Origin of the sequence: Phreatobacter oligotrophus (assembly GCF_003046185.1) — a bacterium.
GTDB lineage: Bacteria > Pseudomonadota > Alphaproteobacteria > Rhizobiales > Phreatobacteraceae > Phreatobacter > Phreatobacter oligotrophus.
Map to the genome: position 1 here is coordinate 1 of NZ_PZZL01000016.1, position 26,253 is coordinate 26,253.

The following is a 26,253-nucleotide window of genomic DNA, read 5'->3' on the forward strand; positions in this document are numbered from 1 at the left end:
GAGCGCTGGGCTACCGTTCCCCGCGCGAGTTCATCGCATCACGAGCAAACGAAACCACGGTGGTGATCGCGTCCGATAATTGAGGGGCTACAACATACTCCCATCCATTGCCAAAGGCAAAAAGATGAGTCGTTACAGTAGTGCTGAAAAGCGGAGGATCTTCTGCGTTCTGTGAAGCGCGAGCCCCAATTTATTTGCGGCTGCCCGATTTAAAGGATGACATGGACCGCAACTGAAAGAAAAGACGAAGCCGGCGTCCAAAGGTATAGGTGCAGCTTATCTATGCAGGCGGCAGAAAGCCGCGTTCGGCGCGTGACTACTCGACGGAGAGATCAATGATTGCTTTTACTGGCCATGACATAGAGCACCATGGCGATCGCAGCTCCAGCTAGGGACCCGAACAGCATGGGCTGCAACGGAAACACCACTTCGCGTGAGACCAAGTGTGCATCGAGGAGCAATACCGAGAACGCCCCGATGCCGGCACCACCGATGATGATCCCCATCATTAAGAGTCTATCGGCTCTTCGATCCATTCGCCCAGCCTCATATCCATAACTTTTCCGCTCACACAGCACGCCCGATCAGTGCTCCGACGAGGCCCGTTGTCGCCATCGCCAAGGCTCCCCAGAACACTACGCGCGCAGTAGGTTTGAGGACGTCCGCTCCGCCTGCCTTGGCACTGGCGGCCCCCAACACTGCGAGGAACAGGAGGGAGGCAGCCGGGATCGAGCTCGACGCCCATTGCGCAGGCGTCACGAGAGCAACGAGGAGAGGAAGTACGGCCCCAACGGAGAACGTCGCCGCCGATGTTAGCGCTGCCTGAACAGGCCGCGCCGTTGCGGTATCCGTGATCCCGAGCTCATCGCGAGCATGAGCGGCGAGAGCGTCCCTTGCCATCAGTTGGGCAGCCACAGTTCGTGCTAGAGCCGGTTCTACACCTCGACCCTCGTAAATTTTGGCCAGTTCACTCAGCTCGAGTTCCGGCTGCAATTCCAGCTCTCGCCGCTCGCGGTCGAGATCTGCTCTTTCTGTGTCGGACTGCGAGCTAACGGAGACGTATTCACCCGCGGCCATTGACATTGCGCCAGCCACGAGGCCGGCAACCCCAGCCACAATGACCTCGTCCGATGATGTCGATGCGCTTGCAACACCGACCATCAGACTCGCAGTAGAGATAATCCCGTCATTGGCTCCAAGGACGGCCGCTCGTAGCCAGCCTATCCGCTCGACCAAATGACGCTCTACATGGCTCAACATTGCCTACTCCTCAGCGGTTGGGGTTGCTCGAGTGGGCGGACGCTCACTTAGAATATCATTCCGCAGGAAATGGTGGTGGAAGAGCGCAACTCCGGCATATCCCGTGGCGAACCCAACAGGGCAACGCAGCACAGAGAGGCCAATAGAACGGTCACAAGAACCCGCCCTCGAGAGGGCCCACGGGGCGCAAGCTCCCGGCCCAGGCTCAGCGCCTCGCTGACTGCAATTCGTCCAAATGGCAGCCCCATGGAAGTTATGGACAAGCCGTCCAAACGGCGCGGCCGAAGATAGCTTACTATGGAAGGGTGGGCGGAGTTCATGGGGCCCTACCTGAGGTTTGTGGACCGCAGTCAAGGGAAGCGTTCGAAATTTCTTTAGAATAATTCCAATCAGACTTCTAGTGCCTCTGTCGGACGGCATCATCGAACTATCGTTGGACGGCCAGATGGCCGGGTGGTGATGGCAAGCGCTGCAACCTGCGACTGAAGGCTGACTGGATCTGGGTGGAGGGCCGCCATTCGGGAAACGATCTGGTCAGCACGCCGCAATCGTGGCCCCACCACCCGGCCGGACACAGGCCCGGCGGATGAGGGGCACGATATCGGCACGGAAGTGGGGGCGAAGTCGGCGTGCTGGCGATGGCCCGCACGTCCATGGGCGCGCAGTTGCAGGTGATCGGCGCGCTCGGACCGCTGCTCGTCGGGAAGCTGGTGGCGGACTGGGCCTCGCTCGGCACGCTCATGGGCGCCTATTCGCTGGCGGGGATCGTCGTCGCCTTGCCCGCGGGCATACTGCTCGCGCGCTTCTCGGTCCGCGCGGTCCTGCTCGCCGGCGTGGGGCTGATGGCTCTCGGCGGCGTCCTTCTGGCCATGGCACCGGATGTCACCACGGCGCTCGCGGGCCGGATCGTCTCGGGCATCGGCGGGACGCTGCTCACGATCACCGGCGCCAAGATGGTGCTCGACCGGTTCAGCGGGCCGACCGTGGCCCTCGCCATGGGACTGATGCTGATGGCCTGGCCGTTCGGGATCGGCCTCGCCTTGCTCGTCGCCCCCCTGTTCGGCCTGGACTGGCGCGCCGGGCTCTGGGCCTCCGCGCTGTTCTGCTGCCTCGCCTTCCTGCTCGTGCTGCTGACGGTCGGCTCCTCGCCGCGGGAGGCGACAGCCGCCGCGCGGTATGGCCTGTACCCCCGTCAGTGGGGCCCGCTGCTGGGAATTGGCCTCGTCTGGGCGAGCTACAACGCGACCTTCGCGGTGGCGGTCGGCTTCGCGCCGGCCTTCCTCACGGCGCGGGGCATGACGCCGGGCGAGGCCGGCCTACTCGCCTCCGTCATCGGCTTCTCCATCCTGCCGCTGCAACCCTTCGGCGGCGCACTGGCGGAACGGTCGAGCCGGCCGATGCTGGTGACGGTTCTCTGCGTCTCCGGCATGGCCCTATGCCTTGGCGGCGTGTCGATCGGGGGCCCGGACTGGCTGTTCCTGCCGCTGTTCCGGATTCTCGCCGCGGCGCCCTCCAGCCTCATCATCGTCTTCGCCGGCAAGGTCCTGTCGCCTGCGACCCGCGCCTTCCGCATGGGCGTGCTCTATCCCGTCTTATTCACGAGGGCAGTGGATCTGTGGTGGCGAGCGTAGCGTAAAGCATTGATGTGGCTTAGGGATTGGGTGCTGACGCCAAGTCCTCAGACCAGATCGAGCCCGCCACGCCCGCCATGTCCGATCCTACGTGTCTGCCGTTCGCGTTTCCATCGGTTCGAGGCAAGAAGCTCACAGCTGCTTTCGACGGCGGACGCCTGACCTCGGACGGGGGCGTCCTGTTGCTCGCTCAGGCTGCCCGGCGGATGCAGATCGGTGAGAAGCTCGCCGCGGTGATCCCCGACCGGCGTGACCCGAGCCGGATCGTGCATCCTCTGCCCGAGATCCTGCTGGCGCGCATCCTGGCCATCGCCTGCGGGTACGAGGATGCCGACGACCTCGATCACCTGCGCGTCGATCCCGCCTTCAAGCTCGCCTGTGGTCGCCTACCCGACAGCGGACGCGACTTGATGAGCCAGCCCACCGTCTCGCGGCTGGAGAACACGCCGGGCCTGCGTGACCTGATCCGGCTCGGACGGGTGCTGGTCGACCTCTACTGCGCCAGCTACGCCGCGCCACCGGCGGCTGTCACGCTGGATATCGACGACACCTGCGACGTGGTCCATGGCCAGCAGCAACTGTCGCTGTTCAACGCCCACCACGACGAACGCTGCTTTCTCCCCATCCACGTCTACGACACCGCCACCTCGCGCCCGGTGGCGATGATCCTGCGGCCGGGCAAGACGCCTTCGGGTCGCGAAGTCCGGGGCCATCTGCGTCGTCTGGTCCGGGCGATCCGCCGACACTGGCCGACGACCGCGATCACGATCCGTGGCGACGGCCATTACGGGCGGCCCGAAGCGATGGACTGGTGCGAGGACAACGACGTCGCTTACGTCTTCGGCCTGACCGGCACCAAGTCGCTCACCGCCAAGGTCGAGCCGACCGCCGATCACATCCGGGTCGAGCGGGCCCTCAGCAACACAGATGCCGTGCGCGGCTTTGCTGAGACCACGCACGCAGCCAAATCCTGGCGGCAGCACCGCCGCGTCGCCGCCCGCATCGAGGCGACCCGCCTTGGCCTCGACATCCGCTACGTGGTCACGAACATCGCCACCGGTACGCCCGAATGGCTCTACGCCGAGCTGTACTGCGCCCGCGGACAGGCCGAGAACCTGATCAAGCTCCATAAGGGCCAGCTCGCTTCCGACCGCACCTCCTGCCGGCATCCGGCCGCCAACCAGATGCGGCTCGTGCTGCACACCGCCGCCTATTGGCTGATGCTGACCGTGCGCGACGCCATCCCGGCTCCCCATCGCCTGGCCAAGGCCGAGTTCGCGACGATCCGCCTGCGCCTGCTCAAGCTTGGGGCTCGCATCCACGAGACCACTGCCCGTGTTCGTCTCGCCTTCGCCGCCGCCTGTCCCGAGGCCGACTTGCTGCGCCATATCGCGGGCGCACTCGCCCCAGCGCCAGCCTGAACCACGGGGCGTGATGCCCCATCGACACCGCTCCCGTCCCTCCAGCGCCGACAGCACAACCAGATCCATACGCGTCAGGACAGACGCACGATCCCGCTCGCCTTCAGCTCAAAACACGTCGCCAGCCAAACCCTGGTGAATAAAGCGGGCTATACGCTCTTCTACCTCGGCCTTGCCGCCCTGCCACCCGTTGCCGGCCTTGCCCGTGACCTCACCGGTTCGGCCGCAGCGCCCCTGCAGGCTGCGGCGGCCGTTCTCGCCTTGTCCATGACCGGCCTTCTGGTTTACGCGGCGGGCACGCGCGACAGGCCGAGCTGACACGAGACGGTGGGTGCGGACCGGCCGCATCATCTTAAGCTCGACGACCAATGCCAGCGAGCGTCTGCCTTTGCGGCGCGGACCCGACGCCTTCTTGCAGCTGGTCTTGGGCCCCAAGCGGAAATTGGGAATGTCCGCTTAGGGCTCAAACCGGTTCGTCAGAAATCAAGATTTTTGCCGCGACGATACCGTCGCGGCATAGCCCGATCTGAACAGCAGTGCGCTCTACCCCCTGGTCGCGGCCTCAATCGTTGCCGTGCTCTTGGCGTGGCCGTGCTGGATGCCCTGCCAGCCAAGCCAGCCCGTATAGAGGCCGACGAGCACGATCAATGCGGCCGAGGCATAAGGCGCCCGCCTGGCTAAGGTGCTGAACCCTGACCACCGCGAGGCAACATGCTTGACGCTCAGGGCCGCCAGGACGCCCGCTGATACCATGGTGAGTGCCAGGCCAATGCTGAAGCAGATCACCAGCACGAAGCCGAGGCTCAACTGCTTGAGCTGGATGCAGAGCAGTAAGACCGTGATCGCGGCTGGGCACGGGATCAGACCTCCGGTGAGCCCGAACATGATGATCTGCCCGGTCGTCACACTCCGGCCCGCGAAGCGCCGCCGGATGTCATCGGCATGGGCACGGGCGTGCGCATCGTCTTCGTCGCCGAGGTTCATGTGATCATGGTCGTGCTCTTCGTACGCGACCTCGTGAACCTCTACCCCGCCGGGAGCATCGAGGCGCAGGCGTGCCGTGAACGCATGGGGCTCAGGAATTTCCTCGACACTCTCCAGCAGGTCACCGTTGCGGACGAACGAGAACAGCTGCCGGGCTCCGTCCGGGCGCACCGTTTCAACCGACAGCGTTTGCGCCTCAGGGAGCGCGCCACTCTCGCTGCGGATCCGCCAGCGCGGGGAAACGCCATCCTCAAACACCTCAAGCGAGAGTAGCCCGCCCCTGGCCGCGATCTGATGCGTCTCATCGTGGTGGTGATGGTGATCATGATCGTGGTTTTGCTCGCGCCACGTACGCCACGCCATCCAGACGGCGATGCCGATGATCAGGACAGCCGAGGCGAGCTGGAAATAGGGTTCGGCGGCTTCGCCCACATACTGCTGCCCGAAATACAGGCCGCCGAGAGCGATCGCCCAGACGACGGCGGTATGCGAGATGGTGGCCGCCAGTCCCAGCAGCACCGCCTGCATGACGGTGCCGCGCACCGCGATGATGAACGCCGCCATCATCGTCTTCGAGTGGCCGGGCTCAAGCCCGTGCAAGGCGCCAAGCAGGATCGCCGTTGGCACGAAGAGCCAGGCGTTCGCGGCGCCCTGGGCAAGCAGTTCTGGCAGTGAGGTCATCGGGTGGATTTCTTCATTTGAGATAAGTCCGCACCACTTCGATCAGCTCGGCCGCTCCCTTGGCGCGCTCCGCGTCGGGCTCCGCATCAGGGTTCACGACATGGTGGCGGATATGATCTTCCATCAGCTCGGCGGTGAGGCCGTTGATCGCACCCCTCATCGAGGCGACCAGCATCAGCACGTCGGTGCAGCCAATCTCGGCCTCCAGGGCCCGCTCAACCGCTTCCGCTTGTCCTTTGATCCGGCGCACCCGCGCCAGGAGCTTGGTCTTGTCCTTGATCGTATGGGCCATGGGCGGCTTCCTCTTGAAAAAAGATATATAGGGGGGTACCCTATCTCTTGTCGAGCGCAAAGTTGCGTCGCCGGGGTAAGGAGGCCCCGGATCATGAAAAAAGATGACCCCTGTATTAGCCTCTGCCAGTGGGACGGCCGCACGGGCTGGTGCATTGGCTGTGGCCGCACGGTTCCCGAGATCAAGGCTTGGCGCAAGCTGACGCCTTACCGTCGCACAACGCTGTTGCGTGAGTTGCCCCGCCGGGTTGACCAACTCAAGAAGCAGCAGCCGATTGAACCGACGCCTGGCAAGCAAGCGCGCCGTTCGTAATTCAGAATTTTGCGGAAGTGGCCGAATGGACGCCACACGTCCGGGTATGGCACCCTGATCGTCATGCTAACGATCGGCGCTTATGTAGGAGCCGCGATCGCTGAGATCGCAGGATGTTTTGCGTTCTGGGCTTGGCTCCGGCTCGGTAAATCGCCGTGGTGGATCGCGCCCGGCACCCTGTCACTGGTGGCGTTCGCCTACCTACTGACCCTCGTGGAAAGCGAGGCGGCTGGCCGAACGTTTGCCGCCTATGGCGGGGTCTACATCGTCGCCTCGATCCTCTGGCTATGGCTCGCGGAAGGGCACCGCCCCGACCAGTGGGACGTGACCGGCGCTGCCGTGTGCCTGGTTGGGACGGGCATCATCTTATTCGGTCCCGGCGTTGCATAAATCAACATTATAGCACCAGCGTCACGCGCCGCTGAGACGATTGACCACGCCTTGCACCAGCGGACCCAATGCACTCGGTGGGAACGGATGGACAGAGCTGACATTGATCTCGCAAAGGACGTAGGTGTCCTCGCCAGACGCATCTTTGGGTCCGTAAAGGAAGTCCGCATCCCACAAAAGAGGCAGCTGAGATTGTGTTAGTCCGGTGGCTGCGCAGAGCTCCGAAACCCACTGGTTTTCGAGCCGATCCTTCAAGCCCTGGAGATCCCCGCGGTTGGGTGGGTAATACAACCGGGGGCCTGGTAGCGGCGCCTGATCGGAACTGCTGCCCGACGGCGCTGGATAAAGCATGTTGACCAGCTGCTCACCGAACCCCTCAACACGGTCGCCCACCAGATAGCAACGGATCATTCCTTCCGTGATGCGCGGCTGAAACGCCTGGTCGATCATCGCGCCGCCGCTTCTGAAGTAGATTCGGCACCGATCGACGAAGGCTGCCAGCGGCATGATTTCTTCGGGGCTGCCGCGCTTGGCATGTCGCACTCGCACGATCGCGTCGCCCGGCAGAGCATACGATGGACTGCGAGCCTGGTCAGCCAGGGTCACCTGCCAGACGCCCTCCCCGCTCTGTCCCCTGATCTGCTTCAGCACTCGCGACCCGCCCCGAAGGCTTGCAGGCAAGTCGCTATGCATGGCGTCCGGCGTGGTGTAGAGGCGCGTGTCGCACCCCCACCCCATGTGCCGCGTACGGTAGAGCACCTCTTTTGTGCCGATCCGGTCGATCACATCCGGGTGGGTGCTGACGAATACCCCCTTCGAGGCCACATCCCGCAGAAGGCCATTCAGCACCCGGCGGTCGCGTCCAGCCTCAACGGGATTGAACCAGACGAGGACACCGTCGCTGTTCAACAGCCGTGCTTGAACGTCCTCGGCGAATTGATCCGCATAAGGCGCTCCAATTACCTCGACGCCAGCTGCGCCGAGCGCGGCAGCGGTTTCCGCGTGGCGGGATTGGTGCAAATCGGTTTCCAAGCCGCGCGAAGGGTCGGCCGGGAACAGGATGGCCACCTGCCTTTGTTGTGCGCTCATCTTTCCTCCCTGAGCAGTATTGGCCGTTGGTGATGCGCGCGACGGGGGCGCTCGGTGCGGGTCATCAACCCAAGAGATAGCGAAGCATCAGCCCCCCTGCCGCCGCGGCCCCCAGTGTTGGAATGAGGCCCAGCTTGAGGCGGAAGATCGCAATGGCAGCGGCGACGGCGAGCAAGGCCGCCGCCAGATCAAGAGACCGAAGGTCCGGCCAGGCAAAAGAGAGCGGGCCGGCCGAGACGGTTCCGACAGTTCGGAAGACCACATGAAGGCCGAACCAGATGGCGAGGTTGAGGATGACGCCGACCACCGATGCCGTGATGGCCGTCAATGCGCCCGAAAGGGCTTTGTTGGCGCGGAGCGTCTCAATGTATGGCGCCCCAAGGAAAATCCAGAGGAAGCATGGAATGAAGGTCACCCAGGTTGTGAGGGTGGCGCCGATGACACCGCTCAGCAGCGGATCGATGCCAGGGGGTGAACGGAATGCCGCAAGAAACCCGACATAGACCAACACCAGGATAAGCGGCCCCGGTGTGGTTTCTGCCATGGCGAGGCCGTCGAGCATTTCACCTGGCCGAAGCCAACCGAAGCTCGAGACGGCGGCCTGCGCGACGTAAGACAGAACGGCATAGGCTCCCCCGAATGTCACGACCGCCATCTGCGAAAAGAACGCTGCGATTGGCATGAAGATGGTCTCGCGACCGAAGACAACGGCGAGGAGCAGCACCGGGGCGATCCACAGCAGGCCCCAGACGAGGAGGACCTTGGCCGCCCGGCCCCAACCCGGCTGCACTTCCGGTTCGCGCAGTTCGAGGAACGGACCGCTGATCGCCGCCCCGCCATGCCCGCTGCCCTTGAACAGATCGGGTCGCAAGCGCGCGCCAAAATAGCCCATGAGGCCGGCGCCGAGGATGATGAGCGGGAACGGCACCTGGAATGCATAGATCGCGATAAAGGACGCGGCCGCGAGGCCTATCATGAAGCCATTTTTCAGGGCTCTCTTGCCGACGCGGATCACAGCCTCGATGACGACGGCGAGCACCGCCGCCTTGAGCCCGAAGAAGATGGCGTCGATGGACGCGGTGCCTTGATAAAGCGCGTAGATGGAGCTGAGGCCGAGGATGATCAGGAAGCCGGGAATGATGAAGAGGGTCCCGGCGACGACGCCGCCCCTCACACCGTGCAGCAGCCACCCGATATAGGTTGCAAGCTGCTGCGCCTCGGGCCCCGGTAGTAGCATGCAGTAGTTGAGAGCGTGGAGGAACCGCTCTTCCGAGATCCAGCGCTTCTCCTCAACCAGAACCTTGTGCATGAGCGCGATCTGACCGGCCGGGCCGCCAAAGCTCAGCAAGCCAATTTTGGCGAAGACGAGGAATGCCTCCCACTGGGTAGGGTGGGCGATTGTCGCAGGTGCAACGTTCTCGTTGGCAGACAAAGCGGTCATGTTCCTCAGGCCCCTTTCGCGGCAGCCGGCCAGTTGTGCGTCTCGTCGGTTGCGTCGCGGCACCAGCGGTAAAAGCTGTCGTAGAACAACATGCCCGCCTCCAACTGCTTCAGGTCATCCTTGAACATCCGCGAGAGACCGAGAGACGCCGCGAGAAAACCCGCTGCTTCTGGAACGAGATCGAGCCGGCCGGTGTCGGCAGCGCGCACGATCAGAGCGAGCCGATCCAGCGCAGGCGCCGATAGCCCTGTTTCCATGAGCAGTGTGTCAAAGGTGCAGGTCTCGCCCCGGTGGCTCCAGAAGACCCCTTCGATATCGAATGGCGTGGCGCCGAAGCGGTCTGCCACAGCCGTCACCTCGCTCGGGGCTACAAATAAGAACACGGCGGAAGGATCAACGAAGCGGCGGATGAGCCAGGGGCAGGCGATCCGGTCGACCTTCGGTCTGGCTCTTGTGACCCAAACGGTGCGCCCTCGGTCGTCGGGCTTCGGCAGCGGGGTCGTGTTCAAGAGCAGTGCTCGGTAAGCCCGCCAGGCCTCAAAGCCCCCCTCCAGAGACATGGCGTCCACGCCCTCGTGACGCAGCCACGCAGCCGCGCCCTGACTGAGTTTGAGCCCTTTCTGACAACTGATGACGACGGTGCGGCCGGCGAATTCGGTGGCCCAATCGCTCACGGTGCGAAAATCCCGCCTCACTGAGCCGGGGATCAGTCTTGGGTCGGCCGCAACATCGTCGTCGATCCGCACGTCGATGATCGTGGGTGCGTCGGGCAGCCCGATGAGGCGGTAAAGCTGGGAAACAGTGATCTCAGTCGGCAACGGCATAGCGTCCGGCCCCTGGGGAAGAGGGTTGGACGCGAACTTTGGGCTGTCGCCTCACGGGGACGTCGCGGATCGACCCCTTGCGCCAACGTATCTCCTGAGCCAGTGCATCCTGTCAACGTGGGACAAGGCCATTGCCCCTTGGTCAGAAGTCAACATTTTCGCACCACCTTGCCGCCCATTGATGCGCCCAGGCTTTTCTGGTGCAGATCTCTGGTGCCTAATCCCCTCCCGAACACCAGAAATGCCTCGCTACGCGGAATGCGTCACATACCATCCCTAAGTTCCGCTTCTGCCATGAAGCCGGCGTCCGCTTTTGAGGCGCGAAGCGGACGTCCTTCGGAGTCAGTTTATGGGCCCCAAGCAGAAGCTGGGAACGTCCGATAATGAGCGGCAAGGGCCCGCTACCGGTCATAGGTCTACGCGATGCAGCCATCGGCGTGGCACTTGGCACAATACTCGGTGGCCTGATCGTACTGAGGATTGTGTCGCTGTAGTCGGCGGTGGCGGATCAGAAAGGCCGCTGACGATGCGCTTGGCGCCAGGCTCATTTCGCGGCAAACGATCCGCTATTCGGTATCCGCACTCCCCCTGACAAGCCCGAAAAGACCGGCAGCCAAAACTGCTCCCACGCATCCGCCCGTCACAGCATGGGTGAGGTAATCGCTAGTCTCAAAGACCTCTTCAACGTCGAGGATGAGGGCGATCAACATGCCCACTGAGGCGCCGCCGAGACTGGCCGCAGCCACGAGCATCCATTCGATCCGGCAGTCCGTCGTGGTCGCCTCGTTCTGTCGCGACATCATGCTTACTCTCTACTCGGTATCTCCCGGTGAAAGCGCAGATTAACGGCCTGCGCGCCTCTCGTCGTCAGAGGCTCGCATCACGCGGCACGGACGTTGGCAAGGAATCCCTCCAGCTCCTGGCGCAGCCGTTCAGCATTGCGGGAAAGCTCGCCGGCAGAGCTGAGAACCTGAGCGGCAGCGGCCCCCGTCGACGACGCGGCCTGGTTCACACCGTCGATGTTGGATGACACCTCCGCTGTCCCCGCCGAGGCCTGCTGAACGTTGCGGGAGATCTCGGCCGTGGCCGAGGTCTGCTCTTCCATGGCGGCTGCGATCGAGGTTGAAATCGCACTCATCTGGCGGATCGTCTCGCTGATGCCATCGATGGAGACCGCCGCGGCGCCGGTGGCGCTCTGGATCTGGCTAATCTGCGCACCGATCTGCGCCGTGGCCTTGCTGGTCTGCTCGGCAAGCTGCTTCACTTCAGCCGCGACAACTGCGAACCCCTTACCGGCTTCGCCGGCGCGGGCCGCCTCAATGGTGGCGTTGAGCGCGAGCAGGTTGGTCTGGCCCGCGATAGCCTCGATCAGGTTCACGATGGCGCCGATCGACTGGGTCGACTGCGAGAGTTCCTGCATCTTGTGCGCGGTGTCGCTAGCCTCGCTCACCGCCTTGTCGGCGATCTCGGTCGAGCGCGTCACCTGCGTCGCAATCTCTCGTGCCGAGATCGACATCTCCTCGGTCGCGGACGCGACGGTCTGGACGTTGTTGGCCATCTGCTCCGAGGCCGAGGCCACTGACGACGACTGGATCGAGGTCTCCTCCGCGGTGGAGGTCAACGTCTGCGCCGCAGCCTCAAGCTCCGTCGCCGAGGCCGAGACGGCACCGACAATGCCCCCGACCGCACGGTCGAAGCGATCAGCGAGATCGTTCATGGCGCGGCGCTTCTCCTCGTGAGCGCGCTTTTCAGACGCTGCCTGCTCCTCCTGGAGGCGCAGCTTCTCAAGGCCATTCTCGCGGAAGATCTCGGCTGCGCGGGCGACATCACCGACCTCATCACGACGCTCTGCACCCTCCACCGCGATGTCGTAGTTGCCGGTGGCGAGCTGCTGCAAGGTGGCGACGATCTGACGGATCGGGCCGGCAATACCGAATTGGCCAATCATCACACCGAGGATAAGGCCCACGGAAATCCCGATGCCCGCGACCAACTGCATCAGGAAGGCGCTCGCCTTGTATTCGAGGGTCGCGGCGGCGGAGACGGTCACGACGTTCCGCTCGAGCGTGTCGGACAGAGACCGAACTGCAGTGGCCAGCTGCTCTGCGACCACGCGGCTGCTTTCGACCGACTTGTGCAGGTTCTCAAGGTCAGCGCTGACCTCGAAACGCCTGACCTTCGCTGCCTGAACAAAGGTATCGTCGAGTTCAACGTTGTAAGCCTTGATGGCGTCATCGACCTTGGCGAGCTGCGCCTGATACTCTGCAGGCAGGTCCCGTCCCAGACGCTGACGCAGCTCGCTCAGCTCACGCTGTTCCGTGGCGATCTGCTGCTTCAGCCGCGCCACGTTTTCAGGGCGTGGATCAGCGGCAATTGCGTACTCGTTGCGGTTCAACAGCGCCACGAGACGGTTCATGCGAGAGGCGAACAGCGCCTGGTTGGCTGATCGCTCCATGACATCGGTGGCGTCACTCAGGGAGCGCAGCGAGGTCGAGCCAACATACGTGATGATGGCGGACACCGTCGCAAGAATAGCAATCAGGGCCAGGATCTTATGGAGAATCTTGACGCGAGAGAGGATGTTCATCGGGCCAGCCCAAACAGGTGAATTGGGCCGAGGATCGGACGTCCGGCTTAACGACGCGTGAGTACAACCGAAAATGCGCGTAAATTTGTTCGGATTGTCCTATTATGTCGCATGCGACCGGGTGTGACCTGCCGTTGAGATTGAAAGGACGTTAAACGTTGAACCCAACGAATGCGCGGAACCGATGACCGACAGTCCCAACATTATCCCATTCCCGCTCAAAATCGATCACGGGCTACCACTCGAACAGGGACCGACCGAGATCATAAAGATTTCCGATGGCATCCAGGGGATGCTGCATGCAACCCACCAACTCGCTAAAGCGGTTGTAGGTGCCAAGCTGACGCCTGACACCCATCAGCAGTTCCTGACAGAGATCAAGGCCATTACCCGCGATACCGCCGCACTCTACCTGCTGCTGGCGCAGCAGTTTGAGGGGGCGGGCCCTCTGGTGGCGCGAATCCAATCCGTTTTGGCCGACTTGCGACGCGATCCGCCCTGACGGCCCCCATTTACTCAGCCTCGGCTGGGCGGCCAAGTCAGGCTATTTACCGACCGGTATTCCGCGACCTTTCGACCGTAATTGACGTGCGGCACTGTCACGGTGCCGCGCCTGGCCCGGCAGCGGCATTGGCCCGTCCGGACCCCTGAGAAACCCTCTGCCGGACGGGTCTTCCATTTTCGTCGGTCCCGCAGGGCAAGCTCGCCCCTGAGGGCGAAGCAGGGCGGATGTTGACCTGCCGGATGATGCCGCAACCCGGCCAAGTGTACATAAGGCGAGACGCCTCAGTCGCATCGCTGGCGCCCTCAATGCTCCTGCCGGCGAGCCCTTAACTCGGCCGTCATCGTGTTGTCGGCTTCAATGGCCTCGATCCGCGCCGTGGCGAGACCCGCCAACGCCAGAGCAATTGTCTCCGGCGACCATCCGGCGGCTTCCGCCATGTCCGTGATCAACTGGAACATCGGCTCCATGACGAACTCGCACTCGAGCAGGTGATCCGCACTATCGGCAGGCGTCTTCGGGCCAGAAATCGTCATCGCCTCACTACGACCGTCCTGCGTGTCCGGGTCAATTCGGTGAGGTCAGGCGGGGTTGAGCGGATCGGAATGCCGTGTGGGGGTGCATCCATGCCGGGCCGGTCTCACAAAAACCCCACCACCCTAACGGGCAGCGGGGCCAGTTTCATGCGGGACGAAAAGGGTGGGGGAGGCCCACCCGGGTCCACCGTACGCTCCAGGCGCGATGAATGGACCTAAGGTCCGGGAAGGACCGGAGGCGACCTTGCTCAGCGAGCAGCGATCGCGGTACGCCGGCGCCTGTTCGGCCAGACACGAAATCCGTTGCCGACAGCCCGTAAGGGGACCAGGATGTCCGCGCCAATGGGGGCAGCGCCGGAGTTCGCCGGCTGCGCAGCCAATAGCTTCCATGCGGAGGGCCCAACGTTCGCGCGGGAGCAAGGGTCGCGTGGCCGGCGAATGCCGAGGGCGGAGAGCATTGCTCGACTCTGTATCAACCCCACGGCGCCGGTAGAGGTTCTATCACCCAATCAGGCTGGTACCCTACATTTAACGCCATGGTGCAGGCTTGTAGCGCGCTGATGTCTTTGAGACGAGGGGGTACTTGCCACAGCGAAGTCATTGGCTGCCCGCGATTGCCTGTGAGCTGGTCTGGCGGGCGCGGTCTGGCCATGAGATCCACCAGACATGCGACTGCCCAATCGTCCCAAACGTGATCCCGACTAAAGCTGCGGTTGCCGACAGCAGCAACGGGGATGTCGAGGACGCGGCTTCGCTGGATCGAGAATTCGGTTTGAAACACGCCCGCGCGCTTTGCGCAGGCCTTGTTCACTACGCCAATACTGACCCGTCAAAACACCCTCCCCTAGGGCCCCGCAAGCAAGGCCCGGCGGCGTCCGTTTTGCGCAGCTATCACAGTTCCTCCGATGAGGCGGCTGCGCATGACCCGCGTTACGGCATCAGCAGTTTGGAGGAGAAGGTAGGGCGGGGCGGCTCAGGCGATTTAAGCAAACCACGGGTTTTGGCGTCATATTCGAGACCGAATGCCGATCCCAGCCAAAATAATCCGATCACGGCGAGCTGTCGGCGGCCGCTGGTCCGGGGAGGTCAGCGGCCGAAACGGCTTCTCATGCAGGCGCTGAAGGCGGGTGCCTGGGCGGAACTGTACGACCATTGCATTCGGCCGTTGCGCGGTGCGAGGCGGCCGCCGACATGGAGCGCGCAGGTGCAGCCCTGCTTGTTGGGAGCCCGGTTGCATTGGGGCGCGATGCCGCCGCGCTGCGCCAGGCCTGGCGTCGGCGCAAACAAGATCCAGGTGGCAGTTGCCATGACGATCGCGAAGATGTTTCGACTGACCATTGCCGCCCGGGCCTCCGGAAAACCGTCAGGCGATGGTGGGCGCGTGGTGTGGTCCCCACAATTGGGTCCAGTACGGATTGCCGGCAGCAGCATCGGAGCAGCCGTCCCACCGAACCGCGTTGAGTTTCGACGCTGGCGACGAGCGAGCCACCTGGATCATCGGCGGCTCGCATGCTGACAGTTGAGGCGCTTCGGCGGCTCTCGGCCGCGGAGCTAACGCCATGACCATTTTCGACACAGCCAGCCATCCACCTCCCCCCGGGGAAACTGCATTTTACTGCCGATAGTTCGGCTGGCCGACACTAGGTCATGATCGCACCGAACTTGGTGCAGGCGCGGCCTTGGAGGCTCAGAAGATCGTCCGCCGGTCACGCAGGACACGGTTGATGGTACGGGCGTTGATGTCCTCGCTGGAGAAGGAGAAGTACCAGACGAGACGGGCCGTCCAGCCATTGTCGGCGAGGTCTCGATAGGTCGAACTCGTGCGCGACCACCCGACACGGCCGACGATGAATGAATTGGCCGACAGACTTCTGATCCAGTTCAGCTCGACGTAGAAATTGTCATCGACCCGCTTGGGACCGCGCGAAACCCAGTGGTCGTAGTCCTGGCGGCTCCCACCGGTGACAAGCCGCAACTCCGTCAGCCGATCCGGCAGCCTCCACCGCAGCTCGACGCTGGCGCCATAGCGAAAATAGACGCTGCGGCCATCAGAATAGGACCAGCGATCGCCGACGATCGACGGGCCGATGCTGAACCGCCCGAGCGACGTCTCGGCGACGAGCTGATCATAGTCGAGACCGGCCTCGAAGCCGGTGCCCGTGACGATCACGCGGTGGAAGAGCGGCCAGTAGCCCCATTGGTGGGCCGCGGTGAAGCTGGCCGTCCACGGGCCGATCGTCTTGGAGAGGGTGCCGCCCGCCGTCAGCGTGTCCGCGACCCTTTGCCCGACGGTGCGCCCGGAAATGGCGTAGGCGCCTGCCGCGTAGTCGAAGACGTCCCCGACGGACCCATAGGTTCCGGCGCGCACCCGCCACGCGAAGGAATGGGGGCCGCCATCGGCGAGCGCGGCATTCAGGGCGCCTTCCAGATACCAATGGGGGCGGCTGAGCGCGCCAGGCGGAACGGAAGGTGCCGGAGCCGCCGCCCGGGACCTGGCCGCCGGAGCAGGCGCGGCCACGGGAGTGTCGTCGTCATCGTCGTCGTCATCGTCGCTGGCGGCGGCGGGGGGCGTGGGATTCGGCGCGGGAGGGAAGATCTCCCGCTCCTGCGCGATAGCCATGCCGGACCACAGGACCAACAGAAGGCACGACAGGGATCTCACCATGACGCCACTCACCCGCAGGGCAATGTAAGATGCCCCAGTTCGCGGGCACCGCCTGGATTAATACCGATGGTCGCAGGTACCACAAGGCTGGACGGGCCACGGCGTTGGTGCAGAAGATTGATGCCGTGCTCGTCACGGTCCTCGCCATTGCCGGGCAGATCTTTTCGCCTGAAGTGGGGGCTGCGGCTACAAAAACGACCAAGCCGCGCGGGAGTTGAGCGGCACGACCTCGACGTAAACAGGATTGCGGATAAGCGCCGTCCATGGACAAGCGGCACGACGATATGACGCAACGTCACGTTAAGGCTGTCGGCAATATGGTAAGGGCGCCGTGGGCTGGTGAGGATCTTGAAACGGAAGAGCGTGCGGCAAGGTCGCAGAGGTCGGACAACCGAGATCAACTGCAACCTGACCATGGCGGAGCTATTCCGCAACAGCGCGCTTTCACGCCCGTCTCCTCGCTGCGAATGGCGTTTGCAATGACGGAAGGCCAGCGCAATGCCACTTAAGCTTGTAGACGAGAGTTTCAGCCCGCCGGCACCCGACATTGCCGCGCCATCGTTACCTGGAGCCGTAGCCCACGTCCGGATGGCGGTAGAACATCTCAGCATGGCCTACGCTCACGTCGTCATGGATCCTCATGGGCGGCACGATGAACTGCGGCGATCGATAGCTGAGGCCAGCGCTCGGTTGGGGTTCGTGATCGCGAAGCTCGCATCTGCGCTGAGACACGATGGGCGCTGACCAGCCGAGGTATGGCTAGCCCATTTTTTTCGTCGGGTCGCGGACGTTGACGTAGGCATGAGACGGGCTCACGACTGCCGTTCTTCAGCTCCCGATCGCGCGTCTTCAGGCACGAAAATGCAGGGCGCGTGACGTTGCCCCTAAGTTCTAACCAGCTGTGAGTTCGCTCTAACGGTTGGATTTGAGCTCTCGGCGACAGCTGGGTTCTTCAGGGAAATGAACCCCTGAGCACGAGCACCGCGACGATTTATGTGAACTTCTGCTATCCGTCGGCAAGGCTAGGTCGGCTTTGCAGGCGCGAAGCTGCGGCGCCGTGGTATGTGATCGTTCGGATGCGGCATCCTTTGGAGGATGCATCATCGCAACCGACATATTATCCGAACCCATCCGGCATGCGTCGAACTCGGGGCTTTTGGTCGGCCCGAAACCGCCTCTCAAACCGAAAGATGTTTGGGCCATCCGCGACCAGCTCCGACACCAGCGCCGCACACGCGATCTCGCACTGTTCAATCTCGCGCTCGACAGCAAGCTGCGGGGTTGCGATCTTGTGCACCTCCGCGTCGCTGATGTGGTTCTGGCGGGCAGCGTTCGGCCCCGAGCCTCCTCTGTGTAAGGCAAGACAGGCCGACCCGTTGTTTTCGAGCTGACGGAGGCATCGCGTGAGTCTGTTGTGGGATGGCTGCGAGTTCGCCCGCCGCGTAATGGCGATTGGCTCTTCCCTAGCCGAAGCAAAGCGGGACAGCCCATGACCACCCGCCAATACGCGCGCCTGCTCGACGACTGGTTGGACCTTGCCGGGCTCGATCACACGCTGTTCGGCACCCACAGTCTGCGCCGCACGAAAGTCGCCCTGATCTACAAGAGGACTGGCAATCTGCGAGCTTGCCAACTCCTGCTTGGGCACACGAAGCTCGAGATGACAGTTCGCGAACTCGGCGTGAAACTTGACTACGCGCAAGAACTGTCCGAGCAGGTCGATCTCTGAGGTGATTGCGGCGCGGCATTGAAACGCCGCGTCGCTGCTCCAACGCATGACTGCGACCTGACCTCCCACGCCATCATAGCCCAAGCTAACGCGGGGAGGGTCGCCTGGCACTCGATCGCGCCTGGCAAACGGATGCAAAATTCCTTTATCGAAAGCTTCAACGGCCGCCTGCGGGACGAGTAGTTAAACGAGACGCTGTTCTCCAGCTTGGCCTAGGCCAGCACCCTGCTCTTTCGATCGCAACCCGACTACAACACCCCACCGCCGCACTCCAGGCGCAGGTGGCAGACGCTGGGGGACCTCGCGGACCCGTTCCGCCTTGGAGGTTTCATACGCCACGTTCGCGCATGGCTCCGCGTCTGCCGACGCCCCTTAGCCTACCAACTTCTGGGTCGATGGCCTCGATAGAAATGGAGCGCCGGCAGTCCGTCGAGATTGCAAGAGCCCGGTTATGAACGCAAGCAAGGTCGTTGATAACCAACAGTAATGCAGTAATGTTTGTCATTCGAAGGAGGCGCAGTTATGAACGCTGCCCATTCAACCCGCGACGAGGTTATTCAAAAACTTCGTCACCATCAGGGCGGACTTATGCAAATGGGAGTAAAGCACGCGGCTTTGTTCGGCTCGGTTGCCCGAGGAACGGACGGTCGGAATAGCGATATTGACATTATCATCGATATTGATGATCAGCAATTATGCGGCCTCGCTACTCTTGGGCGAATTCAGCAAATGCTTTCGAAATGGCTGGAACGACCTGTTGATATTGCAACTCGCACCAGCCTGAGGCCGAGCGTCGCTCGTGAATTCAGGAGGGATGCAATAAATGTCTTCTAGTCGCCCGCTCGATAGATTGCAAGACATCATCGATAACTGCGATAACGTGTTTAAATACACTAAGGGACTTGACGAAAGAAGTTATGAGACCGCGCCTCAGATGGTCCGTGACGCCGTGGAGCCGTGCCTGCAAAGAATTAGCGAAGCTGCCTATAAGCTAGGCGACTCCATCGACGAACGCCATCCCAATGTCGACTGGCTTGGATTTCGTGGAATAGGAAACATTTTGCGCCATGGCTACGACATTTTGGACAACAAAATAATTTGGGCCACAGTTAGCGTCGAACTACCGGCATTAAAAGCGTCAGCAATCAAAGAGCGCGATTTCATCAAACGGAAATCGGCGCAAAAAGACAACCAGGGTCCTGAACGATAAATCACTGACTGCCGTCCAGGACAACCTGTCGAACGGTATCGAGTACGACCGCGACGCCATGGGCAGCATTACGGCCACCCGCTTCAAGGATTCTGGCGGGACGATCGTCCGCTCGCAGTCACAGACCTTCGACGAACTCGGCCGGCTCATCCAGATCGTCGGTGCCAACAGCCAGACGATGGCTTTGGCTAACGACAAGGTCGGCAACCTGACGGCGACCACCGAGCCGCGCAGCGGCGTCTATGGCTACGCTTATGATCCGCTCCTCCGCCTTATCCGGGAGACCAACGAGGATGGCGGCCAAGTCAACCTGACGCTGAATGGCCGGGATCTCATCACCACATACTCGGACCGCCGGAGCCTCCAGACCACCTATGTGCGCAACGGCTTCGGCGAAGTGATCCGGGAGGTCTCGCGGGATCGCGGCACCATTACCACCACGGTCAACGCCCTCGAGCGCCTTGCGATCCGCACGACCGCAAACGTCACACCGGCTGGCACCACCTACTTCGCCTATGATCTCTCCGGCAAGGTGCTGATCGAGGCCAATGGTTCGAACGGCGGCACGGTTCGCGAGTACGTCTGGTTCGACGAAATGCCCCTGGCCATCGTCGCGAATGTGGACACTACTTCGCCGCAGCTCCTGCATATCCACTTCGATCACCTCGACCGGCCGATCATGCTCACCAACGGCTCCAGGGCCAATGTGTGGGAGGCGGTCTACCGGCCGTTTGGCGAGGTCCATGCCATCACCGGCACCGCCACGCAGAACCTCCGCTTCCCGGGCCAGTACTTCCTGTTCGAGACCGGGCTGCCGCATAAATGGCATCGGACGCCGCGCCGGTTAAGGTGGAGGCTCCATTGACGGGAAACGTTTCTATTTTCGAGGCCGGTTCAATGCATGGTCCCTCTCCGTCGATCAGACCGCGATGCGCGAGTACTAGACCTAGCCTGACGACAATTTCTGACAGCAGGAAGAATGATACGGAAAATTCGGCTGGGACGCCGCTTCATGTCGGACGCGCATGTCCTCGCAGCCATCATCAACGCGGCTGGGGAATATCGTTCTGAGGGTCAGACGGCAATCTAAACGCCGCGCGCCGATGGCTCCTGTCGCGGGATCTATGTGGGGCAAAAACCTGAACCATTGAGCCACGTGGCATATCGAGCCTCGACTTCGCCACCGAAATACTGTATGTACAAGCGACATACGGCGGTGGGGGATAATCATGCGGCAGTCGGTTACCATGCGTCTCGACCCCGGCATCCTCTCGGCCGCCAGGGCGCGCGCCAAGGCAACAAATCGCACCCTGACCAACTATGTCGAGACGCTGATCATGCGCGACCTTGCTGGCCATGAGGAGAATGGCAAGATCACTATCGCCGCGCCCGAAGGAACGCGCGGCGGCAGCGAGGCCTCGACGCCTGTAGGCGCGGCAGAAATTTCGAGCGATCATTCCTTAGCAGCATCCACCAAGAAGCAGGGGCAGCCGCCGAAGCCATGAAGCCGAGAGCGCTTTCGCCCTCCTTAATGAACGCCTTCCCCTGCTGATTTCCGCCGCCGTCACCTGCAAGATCGATGTGCGCGGTCTCGTGCCCGCCAAACGGAATGCCGCATGACGACAGCTCGCGACCCCGCCTATCTGGAAAGCCTCGTGCGGGAACTGGTCAAGCTTCCGGCCGAGACGTCGTGGGTGGAGTTCAAGGCCAACAACACTGACCCGCAGATGATCGGCGAGCGTGTCGCAGCGCTTGCCAATTCCGCCGCGCTCGAAGGCAAGTCGGAGGCCTATCTGGTCTGGGGCGTCGAGGATGAGACGCAGGCGATCATCGGCACTAGCTTTGAACCGGCAACCGCCACCAGGGGTAACCAGAATCTCGAAAGCTGGCTCGTGCAGATGCTGAGCCCGCGCCTTAACATCCGGTTCGACACAGTGACCGTCGACGGTCATCGGGTCGTCATCCTCGAAATTCCGCGCGCTAGCGAGCGCCCGACGGCGTTCTCCGGCACCGAGTACGTCCGGATCGGGTCAACGACGCAGGCCCTCAAAGGCCATCCGCAGAAGGAAGCTGAGCTGTGGCGCATCTTCGACCGCACTCCGTTCGAAGAGCTACTGGCGGCGACGAACCTGCCGGGTCCGGATGCACTCGCCTTGCTAGATTATCCAAGCTACTTCAAGGTACTCGGCTTGCCTTTACCGACCGATCAGGCAGGTATCCTCGCCAGGCTGGAGGAGGATCGCCTCATCCGCCGCAACGATGCTGGCCGGTTCGACATCACAAACCTGGGCGCTATCCTGTTCGCGGCCGATGTTCAGAAGTTTCCAACGCTTGCCCGCAAAGCCGTCCGCGTCGTCGTCTACGAAGGCCGTAGCCGCGTGAACACCATCCGCGAGCGACAAGGGCAGCGCGGATATGCCGCTGGGTTCGAGGGGATCATAACATTTCTCAACGGGCTTTTGCCACGTAACGAGGTCATCGGGCAGGCCCTGCGCAAAGAGGTGCCGATGTTTCCAGATTTGGCCGTGCGCGAGCTGATCGCGAACGCACTGGTCCATCAGGACTTCGCGTTGACCGGGACCGGCCCGATGGTCGAGATCTTCGAGGACCGGATCGAGATCACGAACCCTGGCGCGTCTTTGGTCGAGGTTAATCGGCTTCTCGACCATGCGCCTCGCTCGCGCAATGAGGCGCTGGCGTCCTTTATGCGGCGCGTGGGCGTCTGTGAGGAACGCGGCTCTGGTGTCGACAAGGTCGTTTTCGAGACCGAGTTCTATCAGTTGCCGCCGCCACGCTGGGAACGACAGGATGGCGCCTTCAGGGTGGTTCTGTTCGCGCACAAAGAGCTTCGCGCGATGGATCGGAGCGACCGGGTGCATGCCTGTTACCTGCATGCCTGCTTGCGCCATGTGATGCGCGACCCAATGACCAACACAACCCTGCGCGAACGGTTCGGCATTGAACCCAAAAACTCGGCTACGGCGTCCCGCATTATCAGGGACGCGCTCGATGATGGGCTGATCAAGCCGTATGAGGAAGGGCAGTCGAAGAAGACCTCGCGCTACCTGCCGTTCTGGGCGTGATCCTTATTTGATGGGTATTTGATAGCGTGCGCGCGCAGGAGCACCACCTACGGAAAAGGATTCGTGGAATCAAAATGTTAGCGCCTCGCCCGTTATTTGATGGCCAGCTCATTGGAGAGCCTGTGAAAGGCGCGCGCCATGAGCCTTCGTCGTGAGGTGAACCTCCCCGGCTTTGGCGTAGATGGGATGTCTGAGGACGGTGCGTTCCAGTTCCTCAGCGTTTGGGATGGCAGCAGTTGTTCCCTGCGCGCAAATTGCGGAAGTACGGTTCCGGTCATTTCAATGGTCTCTCCCTACTATGCCGCGATGCTAAGCCTCTGCACCAAACTGAGTTCCTTCAGCGCAAGCGCTCGATCAAGCAGATCGCTCGTGAGCTGCACATCTCGCGGAACACGGTCCGCAAGATCTTGCGTTCGGATGCGACGGTGTTCAGCTACGAACGGGAACGTCAGCCTTTGCCGAAGATCGGCCCCTGGAAGGGCGAACTGGACCGGTTGCTTGTTGCCAATGAAGGCAAGGCTGCCCGAGAACGTCTGACGCTGATCCGGATCTATGAGGAACTGCGGGGGCTGGGCTTTGCCGGCGGCTACGATGCCGTACGACGCTACGCCAGGAGCTGGGACCGCGAGCTTGGGGCGATGACGGCGGAGGCCTTCGTGCCGTTGGCCTTCGCTCCGGGAGAGGCCTACCAGTTCGACTGGAGCCACAAGGTCGTCCTGATCAACAACGTCACGGTGACGGTGAAGATTGCTCGTGTTCGGCTTTGCCATAGCCGGATGATCTTCCTGCGCGCCTATCCGCGCGAGACCCAGGAAATGGTCTCCGATGCCCATGACCGGGCGTTCGCGTTCTTCCGGGGGACGTGCCAGCGCGGCATCTACGACAACATGAAGACGGCCGTGGAAACTGTCTTCGTTGGGGAGGACCGCGGCTATAACCGGCGCTTCCTGCAAATGTGCTCGCATTACCTGATCGATCCTACGGCTTGCACGCCGGCGGCGGGTTGGGAGAAGGGGCAGGTCGAGAACCAGGTCGGGCTAGTACGCGAACGCTTCTTCACACCGAGACTGCGGGTGAAGAGCTATGGCGAGCTGAACGACTTCCTGATGGACCGCTGCGTTGCCTATGCGCGGGCTCATAAACATCCTGAATTGGCCGACCGGACGATCTGGGAGGTCTTTGAGGACGAGCGGCCAAGGCTGGTGCCTTTGCGCGGCACCTTCGACAGCTTCCATGCGACGACGGCGTCCGTGTCGCGGACCTGCCTGGTGCGGTTCGACAACAACAAATACTCGGTCGACTCCCGGGCGGTGGACCGTCCGGTCGAGATCTGCGCCTATGCGGACCGCATCGTCATCAAGCAGGACGGCACGGTGATCGCCGAGCACGCCCGCAGCTTTGGCCGCAATGAGACTGTCTACAATCCCTGGCACTACGTTCCGGTCCTGGCCCGCAAACCCGGCGCGCTGCGGAACGGCGCCCCCTTCAAGGATTGGGTCATGCCGGCGGCCATGGAGCGGGTGCGGCGCAAGCTGAAGGGCTCTGATGGCGACCGCCAAATGGTGCAGATCCTCACGGCGGTGATGGACGACGGCATTACGGCGGTCGATGCGGCCTGCGCCGAGGCTCTGGCTGAGGGGGTCTGCTCTGCAGACGTCATCCTCAACATCCTGGCCCGATCGCGCGACCCGGCGCCGGCCGCAACCATCATGACCCCTGAGGCGCTCAGGCTGACCCACATGCCGCAAGCCGACTGCCATCGCTACGAAAGCCTGAGGAGGACTGCCAATGGAGCGCCACGAACTGTTCGATCTGATGGGGGAGTTGAAGCTTTACGGCATGAGGAGCGCTTACGATGAGGTGATGGCCTCTGGCATCAAGCGCCAACACGAGCCACCCCGGATCGTTGGTGACCTGCTGACGGCGGAGATCAACGAGACGACGGCTCGATCGATCAGATACCAGATGACGATCGCCAAACTCCCGCTTGCCAAGGACCTCGGCGACTTCGTCTTTAGTTGTTCGCCCGTCAATGAGGCGCTGGTGCGAGACCTTGCGACCGGCGCCTTCCTGGACGCCCAGCGCAATGCGGTCCTGATCGGGGGGACCGGCACTGGGAAGACCCATCTTGCGATTGCTATTGCCAGGGCGTGTATCCGTGCCGGCGCCCGTGGCCGATTCTTCAACACGGTCGATCTGGTGAACCGGCTCGAGAGCGAAGCCCGCAACGGTCGGCAAAGTCGCACTGCAGACCTCCTGACCCGAATGGACCTCGTCGTCCTCGATGAACTCGGCTACCTGCCGTTTGCGCAGGCTGGAGGCCAATTGCTCTTCCACCTCATCAGCCGCCTCTATCAGCGAACCTCGGTGATCGTCACCACCAACCTTGCCTTCGGCGAATGGCCCTCCGTCTTCGGTGACGCCAAGATGACGACCGCGCTGCTCGATCGCCTCACGCATCACTGCGAGATCATCGAAACCGGAAACGAGAGCTGGCGCTTCAAGAGCCGCGCCTGATCAGCAAACCGCGATCAATGCCCAATCGGCCCGCGGTCGCTCCGACTGCGCAATCCCGACCAGCTGCGTCGGGGCGTCCGCTGCCATACTGCGGGCGGGGGGGTCAACTTTGGACGCCGATAGGGGGTCAACTTTGGGCGCCGATTGACACGGTTTGCCGCAACATCGTCCGTCCCTACCGTCAGAGACTTCTAGGACCCGCCAATTGGCGCGGCAATGCCACCGACTTACCATCACGATTTGATTGGGGGATGCGCTTCAGTTCGACGAGCTCGCTGACGACCGAACGACATCGGCGTGGGACAGCCAGCGCAGGATATCTCCGCGATCCTGAGACCTGCTCCGACGATAGTGCTTGTTGCGCTCCGCCTCAAAGCGACGGTCGTACCGCCGCGTCAGCACCGGGCGGTCGTCTGCTGGCTGCATCTGTCGCCCCTCGAAGCGAAGGAACCGTGCCTGCAACGCCATGCCAGGGTTGGCTGAGGTGCCATCCTGCTCAGCAAAGCGCGTCAGCGCAAGATCGCAGCCCTTGCGTGGAGGTGGCGCACGAACGAGGTTCCGCACGCTCCATTCCGCCACGTCTTCATAGGTCGAGACCAGCAGCCAATCAGCCGTGAACACCCGGACCGTCCAGCGATTGATCCCAAGACCGTTGCTTTGGCTGTTCCAGGTCGCGAGCACGCGTTCCGCCGCGCCATCGCCATCGCCATCGAGATCGACCGTGGCGATGTCGAGCCCAAGATAGCCGTCGGCGGAGACCTCATCGGGCAAAGCCTGCCAAGGCTGGCCTCGATAGCTCAGCAGTATGACGGCGCCATCGGCCGTAAGCTTGTGACCCTCGGAGGGATCGACAGGGCAACGCCAAAGGCGCAGCTGTGGATCAGGGGGGAGTTCAGCGCCCTGGATGCAGCCCGCTGTATTGGCCGGGGCTGGGCTTAGCCGCTCGCCAGATGCAACTCTCGCAGGGCGCCAGATTGCTTCCGGACGACAGGGCCGCAACCCCTCGGCCAACGCCGGGCCGACGGTGCAAATCGCAGCAATCACAGCAGCCAACACCGCAAATCGCTGGAAGCTCTTCATCGCCTCTCCTCGGTCCCGC

At 62.5% G+C, this 26,253-nt stretch carries 26 protein-coding genes and 2 pseudogenes; 16 read left to right on the forward strand and 12 right to left on the reverse strand.

From position 1 onward, the window contains the following. Window positions 1–332 precede the first annotated feature (332 nt). The gene (locus C8P69_RS23980; RefSeq protein WP_170118337.1) at window positions 333–509 is read right to left on the reverse strand and encodes a hypothetical protein; all 177 of its coding nucleotides are present in this window, start codon (window positions 507–509) and stop codon (window positions 333–335) included. Between the two features lie 58 nt (window positions 510–567). Next, window positions 568–1,260 carry a VIT1/CCC1 transporter family protein gene (locus tag C8P69_RS21015; protein WP_108179418.1) on the reverse strand — a complete coding sequence of 231 codons (693 nt, stop codon included), beginning with the start codon at window positions 1,258–1,260 and terminating at the stop codon, window positions 568–570. A gap of 638 nt (window positions 1,261–1,898) precedes the next feature. Between C8P69_RS21015 and C8P69_RS21020 the strand changes: the two genes are divergently transcribed. From C8P69_RS21020 to C8P69_RS23620, 3 genes are all read left to right on the forward strand, one after another. Further along, window positions 1,899–2,891, forward strand: coding sequence for an MFS transporter (locus tag C8P69_RS21020; RefSeq protein ID WP_108179419.1), 993 nt, complete (start codon window positions 1,899–1,901; stop codon window positions 2,889–2,891). Between the two features lie 77 nt (window positions 2,892–2,968). Further along, on the forward strand, window positions 2,969–4,312 hold the full coding sequence (locus C8P69_RS21025) for an IS1380-like element ISMex4 family transposase (protein ID WP_043765794.1): 1,344 nt from the start codon (window positions 2,969–2,971) through the stop codon (window positions 4,310–4,312). Window positions 4,313–4,447: 135 nt separating this feature from the next. Next, window positions 4,448–4,630: a hypothetical protein gene (locus C8P69_RS23620; protein ID WP_146167403.1), complete on the forward strand. Its 183-nt coding sequence runs from the start codon at window positions 4,448–4,450 to the stop codon at window positions 4,628–4,630. Between the two features lie 225 nt (window positions 4,631–4,855). Here the strand turns inward: C8P69_RS23620 and C8P69_RS21030 are convergent, their stop codons facing one another. Both C8P69_RS21030 and C8P69_RS21035 read right to left on the reverse strand, forming a co-directional pair. Then, window positions 4,856–5,977: a nickel/cobalt efflux transporter gene (locus tag C8P69_RS21030; protein ID WP_108179420.1), complete on the reverse strand. Its 1,122-nt coding sequence runs from the start codon at window positions 5,975–5,977 to the stop codon at window positions 4,856–4,858. A gap of 13 nt (window positions 5,978–5,990) precedes the next feature. Next, window positions 5,991–6,269, reverse strand: coding sequence for a metal/formaldehyde-sensitive transcriptional repressor (locus tag C8P69_RS21035; protein ID WP_108179421.1), 279 nt, complete (start codon window positions 6,267–6,269; stop codon window positions 5,991–5,993). Between the two features lie 93 nt (window positions 6,270–6,362). Between C8P69_RS21035 and C8P69_RS21040 the strand changes: the two genes are divergently transcribed. Together C8P69_RS21040 and C8P69_RS21045 are read left to right on the forward strand one after the other, a co-directional pair. After that, window positions 6,363–6,581 (forward strand): DUF1289 domain-containing protein, encoded by a 219-nt coding sequence (locus C8P69_RS21040; protein ID WP_108179422.1) that lies wholly within the window; start codon window positions 6,363–6,365, stop codon window positions 6,579–6,581. 63 nt (window positions 6,582–6,644) lie between these two features. After that, the gene (locus C8P69_RS21045; protein ID WP_108179423.1) at window positions 6,645–6,971 is read left to right on the forward strand and encodes a YnfA family protein; all 327 of its coding nucleotides are present in this window, start codon (window positions 6,645–6,647) and stop codon (window positions 6,969–6,971) included. Between the two features lie 21 nt (window positions 6,972–6,992). On the opposite strand, the gene C8P69_RS21050 is transcribed toward C8P69_RS21045, so the two are convergent. The 5 genes from C8P69_RS21050 to C8P69_RS21070 all read right to left on the reverse strand — a co-directional run bounded on the left by C8P69_RS21050 (window position 6,993) and on the right by C8P69_RS21070 (window position 12,912). Next, window positions 6,993–8,060, reverse strand: a complete 1,068-nt coding sequence (locus C8P69_RS21050; RefSeq protein ID WP_108179424.1) for a Cj0069 family protein — start codon at window positions 8,058–8,060, stop codon at window positions 6,993–6,995. A 64-nt stretch (window positions 8,061–8,124) separates the two neighbouring features. Continuing rightward, the gene (gene chrA / locus C8P69_RS21055) at window positions 8,125–9,501 is read right to left on the reverse strand and encodes a chromate efflux transporter (protein WP_108179425.1); all 1,377 of its coding nucleotides are present in this window, start codon (window positions 9,499–9,501) and stop codon (window positions 8,125–8,127) included. Window positions 9,502–9,506: 5 nt separating this feature from the next. After that, complete coding sequence (locus tag C8P69_RS21060; protein WP_108179426.1) at window positions 9,507–10,325, reverse strand: chromate resistance protein ChrB domain-containing protein; 819 nt, start codon at window positions 10,323–10,325, stop codon at window positions 9,507–9,509. A gap of 566 nt (window positions 10,326–10,891) precedes the next feature. After that, entirely contained in the window at window positions 10,892–11,128 is a 237-nt protein-coding gene (locus C8P69_RS21065) for a hypothetical protein (protein WP_108179427.1), read from the reverse strand. Window positions 11,129–11,205: 77 nt separating this feature from the next. Continuing rightward, window positions 11,206–12,912 (reverse strand): methyl-accepting chemotaxis protein, encoded by a 1,707-nt coding sequence (locus tag C8P69_RS21070; RefSeq protein WP_108179428.1) that lies wholly within the window; start codon window positions 12,910–12,912, stop codon window positions 11,206–11,208. 184 nt (window positions 12,913–13,096) lie between these two features. On the opposite strand from C8P69_RS21070, the gene C8P69_RS21075 reads away from it, so the two are divergent. After that, a complete protein-coding gene (locus C8P69_RS21075; protein WP_108179429.1) occupies window positions 13,097–13,414 on the forward strand; it encodes a hypothetical protein in 318 nt (105 codons plus the stop codon). Between the two features lie 305 nt (window positions 13,415–13,719). On the opposite strand, the gene C8P69_RS21080 is transcribed toward C8P69_RS21075, so the two are convergent. Continuing rightward, window positions 13,720–13,950 carry a hypothetical protein gene (locus C8P69_RS21080; protein ID WP_108179430.1) on the reverse strand — a complete coding sequence of 77 codons (231 nt, stop codon included), beginning with the start codon at window positions 13,948–13,950 and terminating at the stop codon, window positions 13,720–13,722. Between the two features lie 1,687 nt (window positions 13,951–15,637). Further along, complete coding sequence (locus tag C8P69_RS21090) at window positions 15,638–16,570, reverse strand: hypothetical protein (protein WP_146167404.1); 933 nt, start codon at window positions 16,568–16,570, stop codon at window positions 15,638–15,640. A 74-nt stretch (window positions 16,571–16,644) separates the two neighbouring features. On the opposite strand from C8P69_RS21090, the gene C8P69_RS21095 reads away from it, so the two are divergent. The 10 genes and pseudogenes from C8P69_RS21095 to istB all read left to right on the forward strand — a co-directional run bounded on the left by C8P69_RS21095 (window position 16,645) and on the right by istB (window position 25,154). Next, the gene (locus tag C8P69_RS21095) at window positions 16,645–16,833 is read left to right on the forward strand and encodes a hypothetical protein (RefSeq protein ID WP_108179433.1); all 189 of its coding nucleotides are present in this window, start codon (window positions 16,645–16,647) and stop codon (window positions 16,831–16,833) included. Window positions 16,834–17,714: 881 nt separating this feature from the next. Further along, window positions 17,715–18,344, forward strand: a pseudogene (locus tag C8P69_RS21100) (tyrosine-type recombinase/integrase). 54 nt (window positions 18,345–18,398) lie between these two features. Continuing rightward, window positions 18,399–18,659 (forward strand): annotated as a pseudogene (locus tag C8P69_RS24305) (integrase core domain-containing protein); the annotation flags it as partial. Between the two features lie 207 nt (window positions 18,660–18,866). Next, window positions 18,867–19,178, forward strand: a complete 312-nt coding sequence (locus tag C8P69_RS21110) for a nucleotidyltransferase family protein (protein ID WP_146167405.1) — start codon at window positions 18,867–18,869, stop codon at window positions 19,176–19,178. Beyond that, the gene (locus tag C8P69_RS21115; RefSeq protein WP_108179435.1) at window positions 19,168–19,554 is read left to right on the forward strand and encodes a HepT-like ribonuclease domain-containing protein; all 387 of its coding nucleotides are present in this window, start codon (window positions 19,168–19,170) and stop codon (window positions 19,552–19,554) included. Before C8P69_RS21110 ends, C8P69_RS21115 begins: the two co-directional genes overlap by 11 nt. 58 nt (window positions 19,555–19,612) lie before the next feature. Beyond that, window positions 19,613–20,419 (forward strand): hypothetical protein, encoded by an 807-nt coding sequence (locus tag C8P69_RS21120; RefSeq protein ID WP_108179436.1) that lies wholly within the window; start codon window positions 19,613–19,615, stop codon window positions 20,417–20,419. 364 nt (window positions 20,420–20,783) lie between these two features. Then, the gene (locus tag C8P69_RS21125; protein WP_146167406.1) at window positions 20,784–21,059 is read left to right on the forward strand and encodes a hypothetical protein; all 276 of its coding nucleotides are present in this window, start codon (window positions 20,784–20,786) and stop codon (window positions 21,057–21,059) included. Window positions 21,060–21,170: 111 nt separating this feature from the next. After that, window positions 21,171–22,637: an ATP-binding protein gene (locus C8P69_RS21130; RefSeq protein WP_108179438.1), complete on the forward strand. Its 1,467-nt coding sequence runs from the start codon at window positions 21,171–21,173 to the stop codon at window positions 22,635–22,637. Between the two features lie 317 nt (window positions 22,638–22,954). Further along, window positions 22,955–24,496, forward strand: a complete 1,542-nt coding sequence (istA, locus tag C8P69_RS21135; protein ID WP_108179451.1) for an IS21 family transposase — start codon at window positions 22,955–22,957, stop codon at window positions 24,494–24,496. Beyond that, entirely contained in the window at window positions 24,426–25,154 is a 729-nt protein-coding gene (istB, locus tag C8P69_RS21140) for an IS21-like element helper ATPase IstB (protein WP_108179439.1), read from the forward strand. The genes istA and istB overlap by 71 nt, the downstream gene beginning before the upstream one ends. A 258-nt stretch (window positions 25,155–25,412) precedes the next feature. Here istB and C8P69_RS23625 read toward each other — a convergent pair whose 3' ends face one another. Further along, complete coding sequence (locus C8P69_RS23625) at window positions 25,413–26,234, reverse strand: hypothetical protein (RefSeq protein ID WP_146167407.1); 822 nt, start codon at window positions 26,232–26,234, stop codon at window positions 25,413–25,415. Window positions 26,235–26,253: the final 19 nt, after the last annotated feature.